Consider the following 21,065-nt stretch of genomic DNA (forward strand, 5'->3'; position numbering starts at 1 on the left):
ACATCTCAGGGTTTTGGAAATTCGCATGAGCGACATGAGCATCTATGAAAACCTCACTCAGCTTGGAACATCCACCGGGTTGCCGGAGGATCCGGAGAGGGCCGTCCTGGAAAAGGTGCCAAACCCCCAGGCTGGGACCGGCTATATGGTGCGGTTCGTCGCACCGGAATTTACATCCCTTTGCCCCATTACGGGGGCGCCGGATTTCGCGCATCTGGTGATTGACTATGTCCCCAAGGATTTTCTGGTTGAGAGCAAGTCCTTGAAATTGTTTCTGGGCTCTTTCCGCAACCACGGGGCATTTCATGAGGATTGCACGATCTCAATTGCAAAGCGTCTCGTCGACCTGCTCCAGCCGGACTGGCTGAGGATCGGCGGTTACTGGTATCCGCGGGGCGGAATTCCGATTGATGTTTTTTATCAAACGGGGACCGCGCCGGAAGGTGTCTGGATCCCGGATCAGGGCGTGCCGCCCTATCGCGGCAGAGGATGAGTCTTTCGCAAAGCCAATTGTGAGCGTTCAGGCTGCTTAGGGTGTCGGCAGGGTCAGGCCCGGAGCTTTTTCGATTGTCTGTGTGACCACCATCTCGAAGTTCGGTGCCTTGGTGTCATAGACCGCCTTGACTATAAAACTGTCAGCCCGCCGGACCCAATAGGTGTAGCGGTTCTCCGTGACCATGCCTTGGCTGACTGTGATATCGGCTGCGACTACATCCAGAGTTTCGCCGTCGACTTCTTCTTCTGAACAAGCTGCATTCCGAATGGTTTCCGCGTTCGCCAACTTGTCTGCCCGGGCCTGGTCAGCATTGCCACCCGTGTCCATCTCCCGGATCTTTTGCCAGCTCTTTCCGTCATCTGCGGATTGGTAGAGCACGTTCTCATATCCAAGAACCCAGGGACCTGCCGGCTCGGTTGGAACTGTCAGATAGTGATTCTCGTTCAGATATAAAAATTCATTGGTTGAAGGCGGAGCGCCCTTGAAGGCGTTGATCGCGATCGTTTTTGTTGGAACGCCCTGATCGAGCTGCAGATAAAGCTCGGTGAAGCGGTCCTGGCACGGATCCGCCAGGGCGACTTGTCCTGACAGTCCCAGAAAAAGAACAGCGCTCACAATCGACTTCATGAAAACCCCCGTCGAAATCTGAAACAGAAGATGATTGTCAGGCATGGAACACCGTTTGCGTTCACCTGACAATCTTGTTCCTCCCCAACTCGCGTGGTGAAATCGGCCTTATTCAGCCGGTGCAGCAGTGCCGGTGCTGGATGTGAAGGCCTTTTCCTTGATCTCCTGAAACTTGTCCGACATTTCAGACAGCCGCGCATCCCATTCGGGATTCGGCACCTGGCCGTTGGTCACCTTGAAATAGACCTGCATCATCAGTGTGACGGCCAGCGGCTCCAGCACTGCAGCCTTCACCGCCCAGGCAAAGACAAGGGCAAACACCAGCGCGCCAAAACTCCAGGAGCCGGGCATCAGGTAAACAATCGCCGCAGCCGGCGCGAGCATCACCAGGAACACCACAAAGGCGAGGAGATAAGTGAAAAGTGCGATGAAGGCGGCATTCTTCAACATGGGCTTATAGTTCTGGCCGTAAAGCACCAGCGCTTCACGGGCGGAACCCCAGGCATTGTCCGAGCGGGTCCGGATCGCGTGCGCCAGGATAACCTCGTCCACAAAACCGACTGCAACCTTCAAGAAGGCCCGGAAAAGGGACATCAGTCCGTTCAAGCCCGGGATCGGCAGGATCGAGGCAATGCCTTCGGCAAATCTGCTGATAGACCGGACAACGCCCTTGATCAACTGATCCAGACCGAAAAGGGCGCTGGACTGGACAAAGCGATCTTTTACAACGCTCGCACCGTAAGAAACCTGTCCTTGGCCGTCCGGCAGTTTCTTGCCATCCATCAGTTCCACCAGAACCGCGATGTGACCGGCCTTTACGGTGTAAAGCAGGTATTCGCGCAAGAGGTAAATCGCTGTGGCGGTCAGGCCGAAACCCAGCATTCCGCCCCAGAAAGCGAAGCCGGCCTGGCTGTCAGGCCCACCAATCCAGCCGAGACCATAGCCGACACCGGCACCAAGGCCGGTCACGATCACATAAGCGGCGGCCATGGCGCCATAAACGATCACTCGAAAAATAAGATAAGGCAAAGTCTGCACCATCAGGCCGATGGCGCGTCCGAAATCAAAGTCCCACATATATCGTCTCCGGTATCCGAATAGTTCGGAAGGCGTTCAATGCGGGTTACCTTAGGTCAGTGCTCAAGAGTGCGATGTGATGACAATCACGGGACAGCGGTTGCGGGCTTCCTGCATCACGCGCAACCAAAAACCGCCCGGGAAGCGCTTGTCTCTCTCGATCAGGCCGGTGACGAAGTTGGAAAGTCTGACCAGACTTGAAGCCGGTTCAATCGGTCATCCGGCTGAGGTGTTCACCAAATATCAGTGCGTTGCCGTCCGGGTCCTTTGTTTCGAACTCACGCATCTCCCAAGGCTGGTCGCCAATGTCCTCAGTGATGTTGGCTCCGGCCTTTCTTGCCAGTGCGTAGTAGTCGTCGATGCCTTCGACGAAGCAATAGGCCGTCCTTGGGTGAAGCGCGTCGCCCCCTGTAAGGTGGAGCTCAATCTTGTCTCTGCCGAGAATGGCATAACGCGCAGGCTCTCCTTCGCTATCCGCCCATTCGAAACGAACCTCGAACAGCAACTTGTCGCGGTAATAGGCGACAGCGGTGGCCACGTCACTAACGGGAAACACCGGCGCGATGAGGGAAAGTTGGGATGAATTTGGATCTGACATGGAAATCTCCCAGAGAACGCCGCAGGAACTTCGCGGTAGACTGTGAGCCGAAGTATTTCTCCGCTGGGCAGCGTCTTATTATCAGGCCCTCAACAAAGTCAGAGGTCTCGGAGCAGTCGCAATCAGGTGTCCGAAAGCAGGTTGGCTTTTTGGAAAATCTCACCTTAAGATAGAATAGCAGGTTAGGGGTTTTGGGGAAAATTTTATGTTCGGCTCTAGCTTAATCAAGCCGCTCTTCGCTTTATTTACTGCGTTTTCCTGGTCTACCGCAGCGATAAGCAGTGAATATATTTCATGTCCTGCTGATTTCGCGAGTTTTCACGAGAATTCCGGTGTTGGTGAAGGTGTTTACTATAAGTATAAATCGAGACATTCCGACGATGAATGGCGTCCAGCAAGCATTCGCAGGGTGAACAGTCTTCTGGTGTCAGAATTTGAGAGCGAAGTTCCGGTCGAAGCGATCTATTACACGACTGCACCAAAGCGCGAGAATTATTACCTCGTCAAAAGCGGAAAACTGTCGGAGACCATTGAATACAGGAAGAGCGCACTTGTCGGGTATGGTGACAATCTCAAAAGGGCACTTAGAGCTGATTTCGACAAAAGATTTTCCCGTCCTCCGTTCAACGCTAATCTTGTCGCAGACGTCGACCTGGACGTTTACCAGGATGTCCACCTCAGTGCATTGCCATCCGGATCGTCACTGGTCTCAAGGGCTCGATACCTGTTCGACAAAAAGAAGGGTTGGCACCTCACCTTCAATGATGGCACCGATACGTTTAGCGATGTTACCAAACGAAGTAACTTTGCGTTCCCTGGCAACATGAACTTGTCGGGGGACACTTTGAACCACATCCTGGAAGTGGTGATGCAAAGATATGGCGGGCCCGGTAAGGTATGTGTGAGAATATACAGGACCTTAAGAGCCGATCATGTCGGCCTTTACTTGGCCTTCAATGATATATTTTTAAACTCGACGCCAACATCGGTGAATTTCACTCTCAAATTTTTCGAAGAAAACTGAAGAAATGGCAGAGGTGTCAGAAGAGTACGACAAGACGCTGGTTCAGATTTGGCGCACCAACTACATCACCGTGTTCGAGACCAAAGACGTCGGCTGGCAGGAGCTTGTTGCGGTCGCGTCGCTGCTTGCATTGCTGAGCGTCTATTGTGCTCCTTTCCTGGGGCTTCAAGAAAAGCTTGCGACTGTCGCATTTCAAACCAGCTTCATTTTGCTTTTGATCATCGTACTTTCGCTCGTTACGGCCATGGCGAGAATTCTATTCCAAATAGAAAGCATCCAACCCCGAAGGGTCTTTATGCTTCTCGCCGGCCATTACACCGTAACGCTGGTAACCGTTCTTACTGCCGTTTTCATTTGGGGCGATGCATTCCCCCTTTATAACGACATCGAAAGTCTCTCATTGGCCTACCCAGCGCTTGCGGCCGCCTTTTTCGTGCTGATGACATTCTCCGACGTCTTGTCGCTCAAGAAGAACGATGATGGCGGGCGGGTTTCCGGCTTTGTTAAAAAGCCGCGATTCCGGGATATGGCTGCAGCAATTTCCGTGTTTGTGGTCGTAAATTACTGCAACTACAAAATTTTCAGCGATTTCGTGGACTCAGGCTCAACGCAGAGTATCTTTTATCAAGTGATACAGTCGGCCTCGGGCACCCTTTCTGGAAACTGATAGCCTTCCAAGCACGCGGAAAGAGCAATGGGCTTACCAGGCTTGGCGTCATCAAGGCCGCTGGTTAAGCGGCCCTGAACTTGTCGTTCGTGCGTAATTCGCCTTAGCCCGTCACAAGGTTCCGGAGCACATAGTGCAGAATGCCACCGGCCTTGATGTATTCCAGCTCATCCTCGGTATCGACACGGCACAGGCACTCGATGGTTTTGGTGGTGCCGTCCTCATAGGTGACTTCCATATCCATCATCTGGCGCGGCTGAATGTCGGCGATGCCCTTGATGGTGACGCGCTCCTTGCCGGTTATGTTGTGCGACTGCCAGCTTTCGCCCTCCTTGAAGGTGAGCGGAATGACGCCCATACCGACCAGGTTAGAGCGGTGAATACGCTCGAAAGACTGGGCGATCACGGCCCGCACACCAAGCAGATTGGTGCCTTTGGCCGCCCAGTCACGGGACGACCCTGTGCCGTATTCCTTGCCCGCAAAGACGACCAGCGGCGTGCCGGCTTCCTTGAATTCCATGCAGGCGTCGTAGATCCATTCCTTCTTGCCATCTTTCATGGTGACGCCGCCTTCAACGCCCGGAACCATCTGGTTCTTGATGCGGATGTTGGCGAATGTGCCGCGCATCATGACTTCGTGGTTGCCACGGCGCGAACCGTAGGAATTGAAGTCCTTTTGAGCGACCTGATGCTCAGAGAGATATTTCCCTGCCGGGCTGTCGAGTTTGATCGCACCGGCCGGTGAAATGTGGTCGGTGGTGATGCTGTCCAGGAAAAGGCCCATGACCGCGGCGTCGTTGATGTCCTGAAGCGGCTTCGGCTCCATGGTCATGCCTTCGAAGTAAGGCGGGTTCTGGACATAGGTCGATGACACCGGCCAGGTGTAGGTGAGGCCGCCCTCCACCTTGATTGCCTGCCAATGCGCGTCGCCCTTGAAGACGTCGGAATAGCGCGTGCGGAACATGTCCTCATTGATGGAGGAGCGGATCAGATCGCTGATCTGTTCCGTCGTCGGCCAGATGTCCTTCAGATAGACAGGGTTGCCGTCCTTGTCATTCCCAAGAGGGTCCTCGGTAATATTGATGTTGAGATTGCCGGCAATTGCATAGGCGACAACCAGCGGCGGAGAGGCCAGATAGTTGGCGCGCACATCCGGGTTGACGCGGCCTTCGAAGTTGCGGTTGCCCGACAATACGGAACAGGCAATCAGGTCGTTGTCGTTGATTGCTTTTGAAATTGCCGGGTCCAGTGGACCGGAGTTGCCGATACAGGTCGTGCAGCCATAACCGGCAAGATCAAAGCCAAGTGCATCGAGGTCGCCCTGCAGGCCCGCTTTTTCCAGGTAGTCGGTCACCACCTGGGAACCCGGAGCCAGTGAGGTTTTCACCCAGGGTTTGACGTCCAGTCCTTTTGCCAGGGCGTTGCGGGCCACAAGCCCGGCGCCGATCAGAACGGAGGGATTGGATGTGTTGGTGCAGGATGTGATCGCTGCGATGACGACGTCACCGTTGCCCAGGTCGTGGCCCTTGCCGTCAACGGTGACACGTTTGTCGAGTTCGCCCGCTTTCTTGAACTCTTCCGCCATGGTCGTGGCAAAGCCGGATGCGGCATCGGAGAGGTTGATACGGTCTTGCGGACGCTTCGGACCGGAAATGGCCGGTACGACGGTGGAAATGTCGAGTTCCAGCGTGTCGGTGAATTCAGGCTCTTCGCCGCCGGTGCGGAACATGCCCTGGGCCTTGGAATACTCTTCGACCAGTGCAACACGGTCCTTGTCGCGCCCAGTAGCTTCCAGGTACTTCAGTGTTTCCTTGTCGACCGGGAAAAAGCCGCATGTCGCGCCGTATTCGGGTGCCATGTTGGCGATCGTGGCTGCATCCTCAAGGCTGAGATTGTCGAGGCCCGGACCAAAGAATTCAACGAATTTGCCGACAACACCCTTCTGGCGCAGCATTTCAACCACGCGCAGCACAAGGTCGGTGGCGGTGATGCCTTCGTTCAGCTTTCCGGTCAGCTTGAAGCCGATGACTTCCGGTATCAGCATGGATATCGGCTGGCCGAGCATGGCTGCTTCCGCTTCGATACCGCCGACACCCCAGCCGAGAACGGCAAGACCATTGACCATGGTGGTGTGGCTGTCGGTGCCAACAAGCGTATCAGGATAGGCGATTGTCTCGCTGCCCTCTTCCCGGGTCCAGACGGTCTGGGCCAGATACTCAAGGTTCACCTGGTGGCAAATACCGGTTCCAGGGGGGACCGCACGGAAGTTGTCGAAGGCAGACTGACCCCAGCGCAGAAACTCATACCGTTCCTGGTTGCGTTCGTATTCCAGATCGACGTTTTTCTTGAACGCGTCTTTGGTGCCGAAAAAGTCGATCATGACAGAGTGGTCGATGACAAGATCGACCGGAACCTGAGGGTTCACCTTCTTCGGATCGCCGCCAAGCTTCACGGCCGCGTCGCGCATGGCGGCCAGGTCCACCACGGCCGGCACACCGGTGAAATCCTGCATCAGGACTCGGGCCGGGCGATAGGAAATTTCATGTGTGGACTTTTTCGTCTTGAGCCATTCCGCACAAGCAACAATGTCTTCTTTGGTTACGGAGCGCCCGTCTTCGAACCGCAGAAGGTTTTCAAGGACAACTTTCAGCGAAAACGGCAGTTTGGAGACGCCCTCAAGGCCGTTCTTTTCCGCTTCCGGGATCGAGAAATAGGAATAGGTCTTGCCGTCTGCGGTCAGCGTTTTCTTACACTTGAAGCTGTCGAGGGACTGGGTCACGACGTGCAATCTCCTTCATTTTGCAAAGGCCCGGCTGCGTTTGTTCCAGTGCCCGGCATACTCTCTCAAAGCGCTGGCCTGGAGCAGGACAACTCCATCGACAAGCGCAGTTTCGCGGGGTGCGGTAGAGAGCCTCTCCCTCTTTCGCCGCCGCAATTCTGTGATGCGCTCCTATAGCAATCTTTGGCGATGTTCACCAGACGGGGCTCAGATGCACGAAGCTTATTTAAGGTCGCTGACTGATCGCTTGAAGTGGTGATCACGCGCTTTTTGAGGAGCTGGGCGTAAGGCGGCCGCGGCGTGAAAAATCCCTTATTTATCGAATGGAAAGATATTGCATACCATTGTATACTGAATTAAAACCGCGCTCAGCCAGCTTCTCCCGGCTCGCCAGACAAACTGCGATCCGGTGGTCAAGCTTCAAACAACACCAGGACGCCGGGACCATCATGAGCTTGTATCAAGACTACCTGAAAGAGATCGACACGCGCAAAGAACAAGGCTTGCATCCAAAGCCGATAGAAGACGGCGCCTTGTTGGAGGAAATCGTTGCCCAGATCAAAGATCAGGGAAACGAGCACAGGGAAGCGTCTGTCAAGTTCTTCATCTATAACACCTTGCCTGGTACAACGAGCGCTGCCGGTGTCAAAGCCAAGTTTCTGAAAGAGATCATTCTTGGCCAGGCTGATGTTGCCGAGATCTCCCCATCCTTTGCCCTTGAGCTGCTTTCACACATGAAGGGCGGTCCTTCGGTGGAGGTTCTGCTCGACCTGGCCCTCGGCGAGGATCAGGCCATTGCAGCCGATGCAGCCGACGTCCTGAAAACGCAGGTGTTTCTTTATGAGGCGGATACGAACCGCCTGAAAGAGGCTTTGGCCAGTAGCAGCGCGATTGCCAAAGACATCATCGAGAGTTACGCGAAGGCGGAATTCTTCACGAGACTTCCGGAGATCGACGAAGAAATCAAGGTCGTGACCTATATCGCCGCCGAAGGCGATATTTCCACCGACCTTCTGTCACCGGGCAACCAGGCCCATTCCCGCGCCGATCGGGAACTGCACGGCAAGTGCATGATCTCCGAGCGTGCGCAGGAGGAAATTCAGGCGCTGAAACTGCAGCACCCGGACAAGCAGGTGATGCTGATCGCAGAGAAGGGCACCATGGGTGTGGGCTCCTCGCGCATGTCCGGCGTCAACAATGTTGCGCTCTGGACCGGCAAGCAGGCGAGCCCCTATGTGCCTTTCGTGAACTTCGCGCCTATCGTGGCCGGCACCAATGGCATCTCTCCCATTTTCCTGACAACCGTTGGTGTGACCGGCGGCATCGGCATCGACCTCAAAAACTGGGTCAAGAAGCTGGATTCCGACGGCAACCCGATCCTCAACAACGACGGCAATCCGGTTCTGGAACAGAAATATTCGGTTGAGACCGGCACTGTTCTAACCATCAACACCAAGAAGAAGAAGCTCTACAACGAAGGCGGCGATGAAGAACTTGTCGATGTCGGCTCTTCGTTCAATCCGCAAAAGCTCGAATTCATGAAGGCAGGCGGGTCCTACGCGATCGTTTTCGGCAAGAAGCTTCAGAGCTTTGCCTGCGAGACGCTCGGTGTCGAACTGAAATCCGCTTTCGCTCCTTCCAAGGAAGTGTCTCATGAAGGCCAGGGCCTGACCGCGGTCGAAAAAATCTTCAACAGGAATGCGGTCGGTGTCACGCCGGGCAAGGTTCTGCATGCGGGCTCCGACGTTCGCGTCAAGGTGAACATCGTCGGTTCACAGGACACCACCGGCCTGATGACTTCTCAAGAGCTTGAGGCCATGGCGGCTACAGTTCTTTCGCCGACTGTTGACGGTGCCTACCAGTCCGGTTGCCATACCGCATCGGTCTGGGATTTGAAGGCTCAGGCAAATACGCCGAAACTGATGGCGTTCATGCACAGGTTTGGGCTGATCACCGCACGCGACCCGAAAGGCGTCTATCATTCCATGACGGACGTGATCCACAAGGTCTTGAACGACATCACTGTGGATGACTGGGCGATCATTATCGGCGGCGATTCCCATACCAGAATGTCCAAGGGGGTCGCATTCGGTGCCGATTCGGGAACGGTGGCTCTTGCGCTCGCGACCGGCGAAGCAACCATGCCGATCCCTGAATCGGTCAAGGTGACTTTCAAAGGGCAAATGGCCGATCACATGGACTTCCGAGACGTTGTTCATGCAACCCAGTCGCAGATGCTCAAGCAGTTCGGAGACAACGTTTTCCAGGGCCGGATCATCGAAGTACACATTGGAACGCTGCTTGCGGACCAGGCCTTCACTTTCACCGACTGGACGGCGGAAATGAAGGCCAAGGCGTCGATCTGCATTTCTGAAGACGCGACGCTGATTGAATCGCTCGAGATTGCGAAGAGCCGTATTCAGGTCATGATCGACAAGGGCATGGACAATGAAGTTCAAATGCTTCAGGGCCTGGTCGACATCGCCGACAAGCGTATCGCGGAAATCAAGTCCGGAGAAAAGCCGGCTCTGACACCAGATGCCAACGCCAAGTATTTCGCGGAAGTCGTCGTCGATCTTGATGAGATCAATGAACCGATGATTGCCGACCCGGATGTGAACAACGCTGATGTTTCCAAGCGCTATACCCACGACACGATCCGGCCAATTTCCTACTACGGTGCGGAAAAGAAGGTCGATCTTGGTTTTGTCGGGTCCTGCATGGTGCACAAGGGCGATGTGAAAATCGTCGCCCAGATGCTGCGTAATCTGGAAAAGGAAAAAGGCAGCGTCGAGTTCAAGGCTCCATTGGTTCTTGCCGCACCGACCTACAACATCATCGATGAGTTGAAGGACGAGGGCGACTGGGAAGTGCTGCAGAAGTACTCCGGCTTTGAGTTTGATGACACTTCGCCCAAAAACACTGCCCGGACCGAATACGAGAACATCCTCTATCTGGAGCGGCCTGGCTGTAACCTGTGCATGGGCAACCAGGAGAAGGCTGCAAAGGGCGATACGGTTCTGGCGACGTCAACACGTCTCTTCAAGGGGCGAGTGGTCGAGGACGCCGGCGACAAGAAAGGTGAGTCCCTGCTTGCTTCAACGCCAGTCGTAGTGCTGTCAGCAATCCTCGGCAGAACGCCGACAGTGGATGAGTACAAGACGGCCGTTGAGGGTATCGACCTGACCAAGTTCGCTCCGCCGCTTCAAAAGCCGCTGGATGCCAAGTCGGTGCACTTCTAAGACGACCGGCAGCGGCGGCAAGCCGTCGCTGCCTCAGGTTTGACCGTCATTCGAAACACCATCGGGTGACAGGCATAAAAAAGCCCGGGTCCTGCCCGGGCTTTTGTCTTTCGTTCCTGATGTATCAGGCAGATGCCTTATTCGCCGCACGCTCAGCACGCTTGCGCTCATGCGGGTCGAGCATCGCTTTGCGCAGCCGGATGGAACTTGGTGTGACTTCCACCAGTTCATCGTCCGAGATATAGGACAGTGCAGCCTCCAGCGTCAGTTTCATCGGCGTTGTCAGCTTGACCGCGTCATCCTTGCCGGCAGAGCGGATGTTGGTGAGCTGCTTGCCTTTCAGAACATTTACTTCCAGATCGTTGCCGCGCGTGTGCTCGCCAACAATCATGCCCGGATAAACCTTGGTTCCAGGCTCTATCATCATCGGGCCCCGGTCTTCCAGGTTGAAAAGAGCATATGCGACAGCTTCGCCGGTTCCGTTGGAAAGAAGAACGCCGGTGTGACGGCCCTGGATCGGCCCTTTGTAAGGCTCATATCCATGGAACAGGCGGTTGAAGATCGCCGTGCCACGCGTATCCGACAAGAGTTCTGCCTGGTACCCGATCAGTCCACGCGTTGGTGCGTGGAAGACCAGTCGCGTCCGGCCACCACCGGACGGTTTCATTTCAAGCAGATCCGCTTTTCGCTCCTGAAGTTTCTGAACGACGATGCCTGAATGCTCTTCGTCGACGTCAATGATGACTTCTTCGATCGGCTCAAGCCGGTTGTTGGCATCGTCATATTGATAGACGACGCGCGGTCGGCCGACACCAAGCTCAAAGCCTTCGCGGCGCATGTTTTCAATCAGGATCGCCAGAAGCAATTCGCCGCGGCCCGACACGATGAAGGCATCCGGTTCGTCCGTGTCTTCCACCTTCAGGGCAACGTTGCCTTCGGCTTCCTTCTTAAGGCGCTCGCGGATAACACGGGACTGAACCTTCGAGCCTTCTGTGCCCGCAAGCGGACTGTCATTGACGCGGAAGGTCATTGAAAGCGTCGGTGGGTCAATCGGCTGCGCCTGGAGTGGCTCGTCAACACCCGGTGCGCAAAGCGTGTCGGCAACCGTTGCCTTTGTCAGGCCGGCTATGGCAACGATGTCGCCTGCTTCGCCCTTTTCGATCGGCTGGCGCTCCAGTCCGCGGAAAGCGAGAATTTTTGAAACACGCCCGGTTTCGACAGCGCCACCGTCGCGGGACAACGCCTTGAGGGGCATGTTCGGCAGGGCCGTGCCGGAGGCGATGCGGCCGGTGAGAATGCGGCCAAGGAACGGGTCGGATTCAATTGTTGTTGCCAGCATGCGGAATTCGCCCGGCTCCGCAGCAGGAGCCGCGACCTTGTCGAGCACCATATCGAAGAGCGGATCCATATTGTCCTGCGGGCCTTCCGGCTCCAGCGCCATCCATTCCTGCTTGGCCGATCCGTAAAGAACCGGGAAATCCAGCTGGTCTTCATTGGCATCAAGGGCTGCGAACAGATCGAACACTTCGTCGAGGACTTCTTCTGCGCGCTGTTCCGGCTTGTCGATCTTGTTGATGGCGACAATCGGCTTGAGGCCGAGCTTGAGTGCCTTGCCGAGCACGAATTTGGTCTGCGGCATGGGGCCTTCTGCTGCATCAACCAGAAGGATAACGCCGTCGACCATGTGCAGAATACGCTCCACTTCTCCGCCAAAGTCGGCGTGGCCGGGAGTGTCGACAATGTTGATCCGCGTGTCTTTCCAGACCAGCGAGGTTACTTTCGCCAGGATGGTAATGCCGCGTTCGCGCTCAATGTCATTGGAATCCATCATGCGCTCTTCGGTGCGCTGATTGTCCCGGAATGCGCCCGATTGTTTCAAAAGGACGTCAATGAGCGTTGTTTTGCCATGGTCAACGTGCGCGATGATGGCAATATTACGAAGGTTCATGTGTGGGCTCCAAAAGACAGAGCGGGCCCCCGCGGACCCGCACACATTGTCTCGAATTCAGGTAATTTCGGATCGGCACTCGGCCGAATTTGGCGCCTTTATACGTGCGGCGCGTGAATTGTGCAATGCGATGTCCATTCGTTGCATTGACTTGGTGAAGATTCACCCCTAGTTCGTAAGGTAACCTTACTAAAAAAGGGGCGGGAATGGGTCTTCCGGAACCGAATGTCGGCGTCACCATGCTGGTCGTGGATCTTGCACGGTTGTTGCGACGGAATTTTGAAGCTGAGCTCAGCAAGGTCGATACCGGCCTGACCGCAGGTGAAGCGCGCACGCTGTTCTATGTCTGGCGTTTGCCCGGTCAGCGGCAGGCTGTGCTCGCCGATGCCATGTATGTCGAGCCGATGACCCTGGTCGGGTATCTCGATACGCTGGAAAAAGCCGGACTGATCAAACGCTGCACAGACCCGAGTGACAGACGTGCCAAACTGGTTGAGCTGACCCCGAAGGCCCAACCACTTTTGGAAAATATCGGAACGGCACTTCATGCTGTGCGGTCAAGGGCGCTGGAAAACATTCCCCCTGACAAAAGACAAGTATTGGAAATGCTGCTGCAAACCATGAAGGACGGTTTGCTTGAGGAGGTTTCCAAAGGAAAACAGAAATGACGTCCACAAGCCCGATCATGAGCGCAAGACGGACCTCGCTTCTGGGGGCCGGGCTTGTTGCCATCGGTCCCATATCAATGGCGCTTTATACACCGGCCATGCCGACGCTTGTCGAAGCCTTCGGAACAACGGACGGTGCCGTCAAACTGACCTTGACCTCCTATTTTGCGGGTTTCGCGCTGGCGCAGCTCGTTTGTGGTCCGCTTTCCGACGCCTTCGGCCGCAAGCCGACCGCAATGGCTTTTCTACTGCTCTATCTGACATCAAGCATCTTGGCGACATTCGCACCAACCGTGGAATTCATGTTGGTGGCGCGGGCATTGCAGGGTGTTGGGGCTGCCGTTGGAATTGCCGTTTCCCGGGCGATCGTACGCGATCAGTTTACCGGTGAAGCTTCGGCCAGGATCATGAATACGATTGCCATGATGCTGGCGGTCGGGCCGGCCATTTCTCCGACAATCGGAGGCTTCGTTCTTGAACTGTCGGGTTGGCGGGAAATCTTCTGGTGCATGGTTGTCTATGGCCTTGCTCTCATGATCGCCGTTTCCTTCTTTCAGACGGAAACCAACCCCGATCCAGGCAGGCATCACCTCAAGCCGCGTCGTCTTGCGTCGAACTACATGACCTTGTTGACCGATCCGCGTTTCATGTCGCCTGCGCTTCTTATCGGATGTGGCCTTGGAAACCTTTATACATTCGCGACAATCCTGCCCTTCGTTCTCATTCACAAGGTCGGTCTGTCGCCTTCAGAGTTTGGATTGACCATGGTTCTGCAGTCCGGTTCGTTCATTGTCGGGACTGTTCTGACAGGCCGTTTGCTGCGGTTCGTGGAAGCAAAAAAACTCGTGCCTTTCGGTTTGGCGCTCTGGGTGGTTGCCGCTTTGCTGATGAGCTTTCTGACGCTGACACAGGAGCCGAGTATCGCCACGGTCATGGCACCGGTCGGCCTGTTCACGTTTGCATTGGCGCTGGTTTTGCCGGCCAGTTTCACCGAAACTCTTGCGCCGTTCCCAGGTATTGCCGGCGCTGCATCGTCCATGGTCGGGTTCTTGCAGTGTGGTGTCGCAATTGTTGCGAGCGTCATCATCGCTCTATTGGGCGATCAGTTGCTTGGCTTCGGCGTGGTGCTGCCACTGGTGCCAATTGCCGGAATTGTGGGATATCTGGTCTTTAAAAGCCGGATACCGCAAACAGCGGCCGCAGAATAGCTCAATTCCGTCGTCTGCGGCACAGCATGTCGACAACGGCTTGACCCTTTATCGTGAAAGAGGCATCAGGTGCCTGCGAAAAGGGATTACAAGTACCGTGAAAGCCGCCGAATACCGTCTTCCTGACTGCCGCCCGCATGTCATGGGCATCTTGAACGTCACCCCGGATTCGTTTTCCGACGGCGGGCACCACAATGCGGCAAATGAAGCGCTTGATCATGCCAGAACGATGATTGCGGAAGGCGCGGACATTCTGGATGTCGGCGGCGAGAGCACCCGGCCGGGTTCGGAGCCGGTTTCGCTTGATGTTGAATGGTCGCGTCTCGATCCGGTCCTGGAAGGTGTTATCGCCCTTGGAACGCCTGTCTCCATCGACACCTATAAGGCCGAAATTGCGCGGCGCGCTTGCAAGGCGGGGGCCGTCATCGTCAACGATGTCTGGGGTCTTCGGAAAGATCCGGAAATGGCGGACGTTGTCGCGGAAGCCAAGGTGCATGTGGTGATGATGCACAATCGGGAAAGCGCTGACACCGATCTGGATATTCTCAGCGACATCGACCGTGCATTTGAAACTTCCATGGAATTGGCAGACCGCGCAGGGATCCCCAAGGAAAAACAGCTGCTCGACCCGGGGTTTGGTTTCGGGAAAACCATCGACCAGAATTTTATCATCTTGAATCGCTTCGAAAGTCTTCAGAAGCATGGTCTTCCTCTATTGGCCGGAGCATCGCGCAAGCGGATGGTGGGAACCGTCTTGAATGCTGACATGGAAGAGCGGCTTTTCGGCTCGCTTGCCGTCCATCTTACGGCCATGACAAAAGGTGCGGTCATAGTACGTGCACATGACGTGCGTCCACATGCCGAGTGCGTGCGTATGTTGGAGGCAACCTGGCTGGAACGGAACCCGATCTGAATGCCCATAAGTGAAAACTCTCCGCTTGCTCCAACACGATGTGCCTTGGGGCTTGGATCCAACCTTGGTGATCCGCAAGCAAATCTTGAACACGCCGTCCAGCTGCTGGACCAGACCAGTGGCCTCACGGTCGTGAGGCGCTCGTCCGACTACCGCACACCTCCCTGGGGGCCGGTTCCGCAGGATGACTACGTAAACATATGCCTGGTGGTGGATACGACACTGTCTCCACAAGACCTCCTGAAGCGCTGTCTTGAGACTGAAGCCGAACTCGGACGCGTCCGCGACATCCGCTGGGGCCCGCGGAAGATCGACATTGATGTTCTGATCTACGGTGTTGAGAAAGTCGAAGAGACAGATCTGGAAATCCCGCACCCACGCATGGGGGACAGGGCGTTTGTCTTGATCCCGCTTTCCGAGATCTGGCCAGACGCGCCCCTGGGCGATGGCCGTACGGCGGCGGAGGCCCTAGAGACGTGCCCGGATCAAGAGGGTGTTGTGAAACTGGACTAGGCTCCAGCAAATGACCTCACAGGTGAATGAAACTGTCCATATGGAACCGCGCATTTGCAGGGTCCTGGCGGTGATCTTCACCTATTGGGCAAGCTCTCCTGGCAAGACAGCCGCTCCAGCAGCTAGCGCTTTTCAATGAAACAAGATGTTCCCGGCATTTCGGAGCGTCATATCCGTTTTCAATGGAGAGCGCGCTCACTGGACAGGCGGAGATGCAGGGTTTGTCCCTGCAGGTCTCGCATGGGCCGTCCACTTTGGACGCTACCGCTACTTCGACAACGAGTTCTGACAGGAGTGCAGCCCGAAACCCTGTCCATGGTCCATAGCGTTGGTGGGCGAGGACGCCCATCGGGCTTTGCGAAAACCCGCCACAGGCCAGGGCCCATTGCTGAAAGGGATGGAACGGAGGCCCCTCGAACGGGAAAAGCGCTTCAAGACCATTCGCGATGGCAATCGCACTCAAAATTCTCTTAGTGTAGCGGTCGAGCGGATCGGGTTTTTCGTCGGAAAATTCCGGGCTTGAGGTCAGGAGCGGCCAAAGAGTTTGGCCAGTGCTGCCAACAAGGAGCAATGACCTTGGGTATTTGCCGCTTTTCAGGGCCGGAATCGGATCGCCGGGGCCGGGTGAAAACCCGCCCAGTACGAAAAAACCAGCGGCTGCAAGACTGTCTGTCAGATCTGCCGCTGGAGTTTCCATATCAATTTTCTTTAGCCGAGCCGGTTACGCTTGGCCAAAGTGCGCAAGCGCAGGGCGTTCAGTTTGATGAAACCTGCAGCATCCTTCTGGTCATACGCGCCCTGATCGTCCTCAAATGTCACAAGCTCTTCAGAATAGAGCGAATATGGAGACGACCTGCCAACCAGGATAACGTTGCCCTTATAAAGCTTCAAACTCACGGTGCCGGTAACATGTTCCTGGCTCTTGTCGATCAGTGCCTGAAGCATTTCGCGCTCTGGCGAGAACCAGAAGCCATTGTATATCAGTTCGGAATAGCGCGGCATCAACTCGTCTTTGAGGTGCGCTGCTCCGCGGTCGAGCGTTATGGATTCCATGGCGCGGTGTGCCGTCAGCAAGATGGTGCCGCCAGGTGTCTCATAGACACCACGGCTTTTCATGCCGACAAAACGGTTCTCGACCATATCCAGGCGGCCAATTCCGTTGTCGCGGCCATAGTCATTCAACTTGGCAAAGAGCGTTGCCGGCGACATTTTTTCTCCGTTAAGCGAAACCGCGTCGCCCTTTTCGAAGCCGATTTCGATTTCGGTAACGACATCTGGTGCCTCGGTCGGGTCGACCGTGCGCTGGTAGACGTAGCCCGGCGCCTCTTCCGCAGGATCTTCCAGCACTTTGCCTTCAGAAGAAGAATGCAACATGTTGGCGTCAACGGAGAACGGAGCTTCGCCAAGCTTATCTTTCGGTACCGGGATCTGATGCTTTTCGGCAAAATCGAGCAGATCGGTCCGAGATTTGAACGTCCAGTCACGCCAAGGCGCGATGATCTTGATGTCGGGGTTAAGAGCATAGGCTGACAGTTCAAAGCGAACCTGGTCATTTCCTTTGCCGGTTGCGCCGTGGGCAATCGCGTCAGCGCCAGTTTCTTCCGCAATTTCGATCAGTCGCTTGGAGATCAGCGGCCGGGCGATTGACGTGCCGAGCAGATAAACCCCTTCATAGACGGCGTTTGCGCGGAACATCGGGAAGACGAAGTCGCGTATGAATTCCTCTCGAAGATCATCAATATAGATTTCCTTGATGCCGAGCATTTCGGCCTTGCGGCGTGCCGGTTCTAGTTCCTCTCCCTGGCCGAGATCTGCAGTGAAGGTTACGACTTCGCAGTCAAATTCTGTTTGCAGCCATTTCAGGATGATGGATGTGTCGAGGCCGCCGGAATAGGCGAGCACGACTTTCTTGATGTCACCATGCGCCATAGAGGAAGGGTCCAGTTCGCTTTTTCGGGACTGTATGTCCGCACCGTTGAAAATTTGCGGCAATTTAGCCGGTTCTTTACCCGGCGCAAGCCCTTAGGCGTCGGTAAGGGCAGGACAATCTGTTGCAGGCGGGAAACAGCCTGCAGGTAACACGGGACAGGTTTGAAACTTGCAATTGACCGGAAGGCGGAAGAGGGTGTTAACAGGAAGTGAACGCATCAAGGGGCCAGACTGGGAGGCGGTATGGGTCTGATCGATTTTGAACTCGACGGCTATGACTATCTGACCTTCGGTATCCTGATTCTGGTGGTGATTGCGTTTTTCTACGTGATGGTCACCCTGGGCGGGCTGCCTGGAAAACTTGCGGAAAAACGCAATCATCCGCATGCGGAATCGGTCAAGCTCGGCGGCTGGATCGGACTGTTTACCGTCTTTCCATGGATACATGCCCTGATCTGGGCCTATCACGATTCCATGACTGTTGATGTTCGCAAGCTGCCGAAAAACGCAGACATCGAGACCGAAGATGGTAATGCACCGCAGGCAGGCGAGACGCCTGCAGCGGCAGGTGTTCCGGCGGAGCCGCAGAAAAGCAGTCCAGCTGGTAAGTCTTCATCGCCAGAGGGTGGTGCGAGCTCATGACGATCGCGCTTTTGATCCTCGGCGTTTATGCACTTTTTGCCTGGCTGGTTTTTTACAAGTTTAGATGGCTGAAATTCAATATCGCCTGGGGTGTCGTGACCTTCTGGGTAGGATTTCACGTCCTGTTTCTGCTGGTCGTGCTTCTCCGGTTTTTCACGCCGTACACGATCGACGGGCACGTTATCCGTCAGACGATCCAGATCGCACCGCGTTTGCCGCACCCCACGGTTTTGGAAGAGGTCTTCGTAGCTCAGAACCAGAAGGTGAAAAAAGGCGACAAACTTTACCAGTTCGAAAAGACGCTTTATGCGGCGCAGCTGGCCGAAGCCGTGGCAAATCTGGCCGATGCGCGCCAGAATGCCCTCATTCTCGAAGAAGATATTCACATCGCACAGGATTCGCTTGAGGCTGCACAAGCCAGTGAAACTTATGCTGCGCAACAGGTGAAGCGGTATTCAGACCTGGTTCCAAAGGGTGGGGCCAAACAGGAAACACTCGACAAATGGGAGTCGCAGCTTGCGGCAGCTCAAGCTCAGGTCCATGAGGCGCGTGACAACCTGAAAAAGGCTCAACTTGCCGCTGAGGCAAAGATAGACGGCGTTAATGCACAGGTGGCTGCTGCCGAGGCGCAGGTCGAGCAGGCGCAATATTATGTTGATCAGACAACAATCTATGCGCCGGAAGACGGTGTCATCATTTCCCAGCAGGCGAGGCCCGGCCTCGTCGTCGGCGGGTTCCGGGTCGCATCAATCGCGGCTTTCGTTGCCGACGCTGATCCCTATTTTCTGGCAACTTTTTACCAGGAACATCTGAAATTCGTGGAACCAGGCCAGCCGGTTGAAGTGGCACTCGACATTTACCCGGGGCAGATTTTCACCGGCAAAGTCAAGGCGATCTGGGACGGTACCGGCCAAGGCCAGATCATTCCGCGGGGCCGCGTGCCTGAGTTTATGTTCATGAGTCCACAAGGCCGATTTGCAGTCGAGATCGATCTTGATGACGACCCCGCGCTGAAACGTTATCCCGCCGGAGCTCACGGCGCGGCAGCCATTTACACCGGTGGAGGTGGCGGCTGGGTCGCGGTTTTGCGGCGTGTGAACATGCGGCTCTATTCGTGGGTCAATTTCATTGTTCCCTTTGATGTGTGAGTGAGAGTTTCAGCGTATGGGGCGGTTGCGAAAATTGAGTCGTTGGGGAGTGCTCGCAGGCGTGCTTTTCGCTGGTGGCTGCATGGTCGGACCCGATTTCGAGCGGCCCGATGCACCTGTTCTCGACAGCTGGAGCAAAGGCGCAAATCTCACCATCGACAGCCGGACCGGATTCACCAGCCGCAGCGCTCATTCCGTGCCGTGGTGGCACGTCTTCAAGGATGAAACGCTCAACAGCCTGATTGCGCAGGCGTACCGTCAGAATGTCGGCCTGCAGGCCGCCGGTGTCAGGGTTTATCAGGCCCGCGCACAACTTGGTATTGCGACCGGTGAACTGTTTCCGCAGGTTCAGGAGTTGAACGGCGGATCCAAAAGCATCCGGTTCAGTGCCAAGGACCCGTTCATTCGCGATCTGGAGAGAGTTGGCCTGGTCAACGATCACATTACGCGTGTGTCGACGGGGTTCGATGCTGCCTGGGAAATTGATGTCTGGGGCAAGATCAGGCGCGATATCCAGTCTGCCGATGCCAACCTGAAGGCCAACATCGCTTCTTATGACGATGCACTGGTGACACTGACCGGTGATATTGCCGCCACCTACGTCACGATACGCGAATTACAGCAGCTGATCACGTCGGCGCGCAAGAATGCTGCGCTTCAGAAAAAGTCTCTCGATCTCACACGGTTGCGCCTTGAAAACGGAGCTGCAACCAAGCTGGATGTCGACGAAGCTACGGTGCTTTACAACAACACGCTGGCGTCCATTCCCGGATATGAAGCAGAACTATCACAAGCATATAATGCATTGAGCCTGCTGTTGAGCGAACCTCCGGGCGGCATGAAAGCACGGCTTCGATCCGGTGGCCGCTATCCAAGGGTTCCGGCAGAGGTTGCGATCGGTGTTCCAGCCGACATGCTTCGCCGGCGCCCTGACATCCGGCAGGCAGAATATGTGGCGGCAGCGCAATCGGCACAGATCGGGGTCGCCAAGGCTGATCTTCTGCCCGCCTTTACGATCTCCGGTGCTATCGGCGTGAGAGCTGATGACTTTTCAAACCTCTTCAACAACGGCTCGACAGCGGGTTTCATAAATCCTGGATTTTCCTGGAATTTCCTAAATTACGGACGCATCCAGAACAACGTCCGGGTGCAGGATGCCAAGTTTCAGGAAACACTTCTGAACTACAAGAACACGGTTTTGAACGCATATGCGGAAGTTGAAAATGCGCTTACGGCATTTTTGCGCTCAAAGCAGGAAGCGGTCTATCTCAGGCGCAGTGTCAGGGCTGCCCGCAGCTCGGTGGGTGAAGTCGAGGCGCAGTACCAGGACGGTACCGCGTCTTACAATCGCGTGGTCGATGCACAAAGAAGTCTGCTTCTGGCCGAGACGCGCCTAATTGCAGCACAGGCCAATGTGCTTACCAATCTGATTGCCGTTTACAAGGGCCTGGGCGGCGGCTGGGTGCCGGAAAATGTCAAAGGTCTGATCTCAGACGAAACCCGTCAGCAAATGGCGGAACGGACACGCTGGGGCAAACTTCTGGAGAAGCCGGTCGGGGACGCTGGCTAGAATTGAGGCGAGCCGG

General features: G+C 55.6%; 19 protein-coding genes. 12 read left to right on the top strand and 7 right to left on the bottom strand.

The annotated features are described in order from the left end of the window. Window positions 1-25 precede the first annotated feature (25 nt). Window positions 26-493, top strand: coding sequence for a preQ(1) synthase (gene queF / locus Q0835_RS18160; RefSeq protein ID WP_298963591.1), 468 nt, complete (start codon window positions 26-28; stop codon window positions 491-493). Between the two features lie 36 nt (window positions 494-529). Here queF and Q0835_RS18165 read toward each other — a convergent pair whose 3' ends face one another. Beyond that, window positions 530-1,123: a hypothetical protein gene (locus tag Q0835_RS18165; protein WP_298963593.1), complete on the bottom strand. Its 594-nt coding sequence runs from the start codon at window positions 1,121-1,123 to the stop codon at window positions 530-532. 108 nt (window positions 1,124-1,231) lie between these two features. After that, the gene (locus tag Q0835_RS18170) at window positions 1,232-2,200 is read right to left on the bottom strand and encodes a hypothetical protein (protein WP_298963595.1); all 969 of its coding nucleotides are present in this window, start codon (window positions 2,198-2,200) and stop codon (window positions 1,232-1,234) included. Window positions 2,201-2,239: 39 nt separating this feature from the next. Between Q0835_RS18170 and Q0835_RS18175 the strand changes: the two genes are divergently transcribed. Beyond that, window positions 2,240-2,401 (top strand): hypothetical protein, encoded by a 162-nt coding sequence (locus Q0835_RS18175; protein WP_298963597.1) that lies wholly within the window; start codon window positions 2,240-2,242, stop codon window positions 2,399-2,401. A 7-nt stretch (window positions 2,402-2,408) separates the two neighbouring features. Here Q0835_RS18175 and Q0835_RS18180 read toward each other — a convergent pair whose 3' ends face one another. Beyond that, the gene (locus tag Q0835_RS18180; protein WP_298963600.1) at window positions 2,409-2,798 is read right to left on the bottom strand and encodes a VOC family protein; all 390 of its coding nucleotides are present in this window, start codon (window positions 2,796-2,798) and stop codon (window positions 2,409-2,411) included. Between the two features lie 424 nt (window positions 2,799-3,222). Between Q0835_RS18180 and Q0835_RS18185 the strand changes: the two genes are divergently transcribed. Both Q0835_RS18185 and Q0835_RS18190 read left to right on the top strand, forming a co-directional pair. Continuing rightward, a complete protein-coding gene (locus tag Q0835_RS18185; protein WP_298963602.1) occupies window positions 3,223-3,822 on the top strand; it encodes a hypothetical protein in 600 nt (199 codons plus the stop codon). Window positions 3,823-3,826: 4 nt separating this feature from the next. Beyond that, window positions 3,827-4,489: a hypothetical protein gene (locus Q0835_RS18190; protein ID WP_298817345.1), complete on the top strand. Its 663-nt coding sequence runs from the start codon at window positions 3,827-3,829 to the stop codon at window positions 4,487-4,489. A 103-nt stretch (window positions 4,490-4,592) separates the two neighbouring features. Here Q0835_RS18190 and acnA read toward each other — a convergent pair whose 3' ends face one another. Continuing rightward, window positions 4,593-7,268 (bottom strand): aconitate hydratase AcnA, encoded by a 2,676-nt coding sequence (gene acnA, locus Q0835_RS18195; protein ID WP_298963604.1) that lies wholly within the window; start codon window positions 7,266-7,268, stop codon window positions 4,593-4,595. 449 nt (window positions 7,269-7,717) lie between these two features. On the opposite strand from acnA, the gene Q0835_RS18200 reads away from it, so the two are divergent. Further along, complete coding sequence (locus tag Q0835_RS18200; RefSeq protein ID WP_298963606.1) at window positions 7,718-10,510, top strand: bifunctional aconitate hydratase 2/2-methylisocitrate dehydratase; 2,793 nt, start codon at window positions 7,718-7,720, stop codon at window positions 10,508-10,510. 124 nt (window positions 10,511-10,634) lie between these two features. Here the strand turns inward: Q0835_RS18200 and typA are convergent, their stop codons facing one another. Then, complete coding sequence (typA, locus tag Q0835_RS18205; RefSeq protein WP_298817339.1) at window positions 10,635-12,458, bottom strand: translational GTPase TypA; 1,824 nt, start codon at window positions 12,456-12,458, stop codon at window positions 10,635-10,637. Between the two features lie 206 nt (window positions 12,459-12,664). On the opposite strand from typA, the gene Q0835_RS18210 reads away from it, so the two are divergent. The 4 genes from Q0835_RS18210 to folK all read left to right on the top strand — a co-directional run bounded on the left by Q0835_RS18210 (window position 12,665) and on the right by folK (window position 15,760). Next, window positions 12,665-13,126 (top strand): MarR family winged helix-turn-helix transcriptional regulator, encoded by a 462-nt coding sequence (locus tag Q0835_RS18210; RefSeq protein WP_298817337.1) that lies wholly within the window; start codon window positions 12,665-12,667, stop codon window positions 13,124-13,126. Further along, window positions 13,123-14,334, top strand: coding sequence for a multidrug effflux MFS transporter (locus Q0835_RS18215; protein ID WP_298817336.1), 1,212 nt, complete (start codon window positions 13,123-13,125; stop codon window positions 14,332-14,334). Before Q0835_RS18210 ends, Q0835_RS18215 begins: the two co-directional genes overlap by 4 nt. Window positions 14,335-14,431: 97 nt before the next feature. Next, the gene (gene folP, locus Q0835_RS18220; protein ID WP_298963608.1) at window positions 14,432-15,247 is read left to right on the top strand and encodes a dihydropteroate synthase; all 816 of its coding nucleotides are present in this window, start codon (window positions 14,432-14,434) and stop codon (window positions 15,245-15,247) included. Then, complete coding sequence (folK, locus tag Q0835_RS18225; protein ID WP_298817331.1) at window positions 15,248-15,760, top strand: 2-amino-4-hydroxy-6-hydroxymethyldihydropteridine diphosphokinase; 513 nt, start codon at window positions 15,248-15,250, stop codon at window positions 15,758-15,760. A gap of 16 nt (window positions 15,761-15,776) precedes the next feature. On the opposite strand, the gene Q0835_RS18230 is transcribed toward folK, so the two are convergent. Together Q0835_RS18230 and Q0835_RS18235 are read right to left on the bottom strand one after the other, a co-directional pair. After that, the gene (locus Q0835_RS18230) at window positions 15,777-16,457 is read right to left on the bottom strand and encodes a hypothetical protein (protein WP_298963610.1); all 681 of its coding nucleotides are present in this window, start codon (window positions 16,455-16,457) and stop codon (window positions 15,777-15,779) included. Between the two features lie 11 nt (window positions 16,458-16,468). After that, window positions 16,469-17,689, bottom strand: a complete 1,221-nt coding sequence (locus Q0835_RS18235; protein WP_298963612.1) for an argininosuccinate synthase — start codon at window positions 17,687-17,689, stop codon at window positions 16,469-16,471. A 243-nt stretch (window positions 17,690-17,932) separates the two neighbouring features. Between Q0835_RS18235 and Q0835_RS18240 the strand changes: the two genes are divergently transcribed. From Q0835_RS18240 to Q0835_RS18250, 3 genes are read left to right on the top strand one after another with little or no spacing between them, the layout of a single operon-like run. Beyond that, window positions 17,933-18,331: a DUF3302 domain-containing protein gene (locus tag Q0835_RS18240; protein ID WP_298817320.1), complete on the top strand. Its 399-nt coding sequence runs from the start codon at window positions 17,933-17,935 to the stop codon at window positions 18,329-18,331. Further along, on the top strand, window positions 18,328-19,479 hold the full coding sequence (locus tag Q0835_RS18245) for an efflux RND transporter periplasmic adaptor subunit (protein ID WP_298963614.1): 1,152 nt from the start codon (window positions 18,328-18,330) through the stop codon (window positions 19,477-19,479). The genes Q0835_RS18240 and Q0835_RS18245 overlap by 4 nt, the downstream gene beginning before the upstream one ends. 34 nt (window positions 19,480-19,513) lie before the next feature. Then, entirely contained in the window at window positions 19,514-21,049 is a 1,536-nt protein-coding gene (locus Q0835_RS18250; RefSeq protein ID WP_298817316.1) for an efflux transporter outer membrane subunit, read from the top strand. Window positions 21,050-21,065: the final 16 nt, after the last annotated feature.

The sequence above is a fragment of the uncultured Roseibium sp. genome, from assembly GCF_947499295.1.
Taxonomy (GTDB): domain Bacteria; phylum Pseudomonadota; class Alphaproteobacteria; order Rhizobiales; family Stappiaceae; genus Roseibium.

Excerpts from the sequence above, each read along its gene's own strand:
- Q0835_RS18235 (WP_298963612.1), bottom strand. The coding sequence starts at position 17,689 with ATGGCGCATGGTGACATCAAGAAAGTCGTGCTCGCCTATTCCGGCGGC.
- queF (WP_298963591.1), top strand. The coding sequence starts at position 26 with ATGAGCGACATGAGCATCTATGAAAACCTCACTCAGCTTGGAACATCC.
- Q0835_RS18170 (WP_298963595.1), bottom strand. The coding sequence starts at position 2,200 with ATGTGGGACTTTGATTTCGGACGCGCCATCGGCCTGATGGTGCAGACT.
- Q0835_RS18200 (WP_298963606.1), top strand. The coding sequence starts at position 7,718 with ATGAGCTTGTATCAAGACTACCTGAAAGAGATCGACACGCGCAAAGAA.
- folK (WP_298817331.1), top strand. The coding sequence starts at position 15,248 with ATGCCCATAAGTGAAAACTCTCCGCTTGCTCCAACACGATGTGCCTTG.
- Q0835_RS18245 (WP_298963614.1), top strand. The coding sequence starts at position 18,328 with ATGACGATCGCGCTTTTGATCCTCGGCGTTTATGCACTTTTTGCCTGG.
- Q0835_RS18190 (WP_298817345.1), top strand. The coding sequence starts at position 3,827 with ATGGCAGAGGTGTCAGAAGAGTACGACAAGACGCTGGTTCAGATTTGG.
- Q0835_RS18240 (WP_298817320.1), top strand. The coding sequence starts at position 17,933 with ATGGGTCTGATCGATTTTGAACTCGACGGCTATGACTATCTGACCTTC.
- Q0835_RS18230 (WP_298963610.1), bottom strand. The coding sequence starts at position 16,457 with ATGGAAACTCCAGCGGCAGATCTGACAGACAGTCTTGCAGCCGCTGGT.
- Q0835_RS18180 (WP_298963600.1), bottom strand. The coding sequence starts at position 2,798 with ATGTCAGATCCAAATTCATCCCAACTTTCCCTCATCGCGCCGGTGTTT.
- Q0835_RS18210 (WP_298817337.1), top strand. The coding sequence starts at position 12,665 with ATGGGTCTTCCGGAACCGAATGTCGGCGTCACCATGCTGGTCGTGGAT.
- Q0835_RS18215 (WP_298817336.1), top strand. The coding sequence starts at position 13,123 with ATGACGTCCACAAGCCCGATCATGAGCGCAAGACGGACCTCGCTTCTG.
- Q0835_RS18165 (WP_298963593.1), bottom strand. The coding sequence starts at position 1,123 with ATGAAGTCGATTGTGAGCGCTGTTCTTTTTCTGGGACTGTCAGGACAA.
- Q0835_RS18175 (WP_298963597.1), top strand. The coding sequence starts at position 2,240 with ATGCGGGTTACCTTAGGTCAGTGCTCAAGAGTGCGATGTGATGACAAT.
- typA (WP_298817339.1), bottom strand. The coding sequence starts at position 12,458 with ATGAACCTTCGTAATATTGCCATCATCGCGCACGTTGACCATGGCAAA.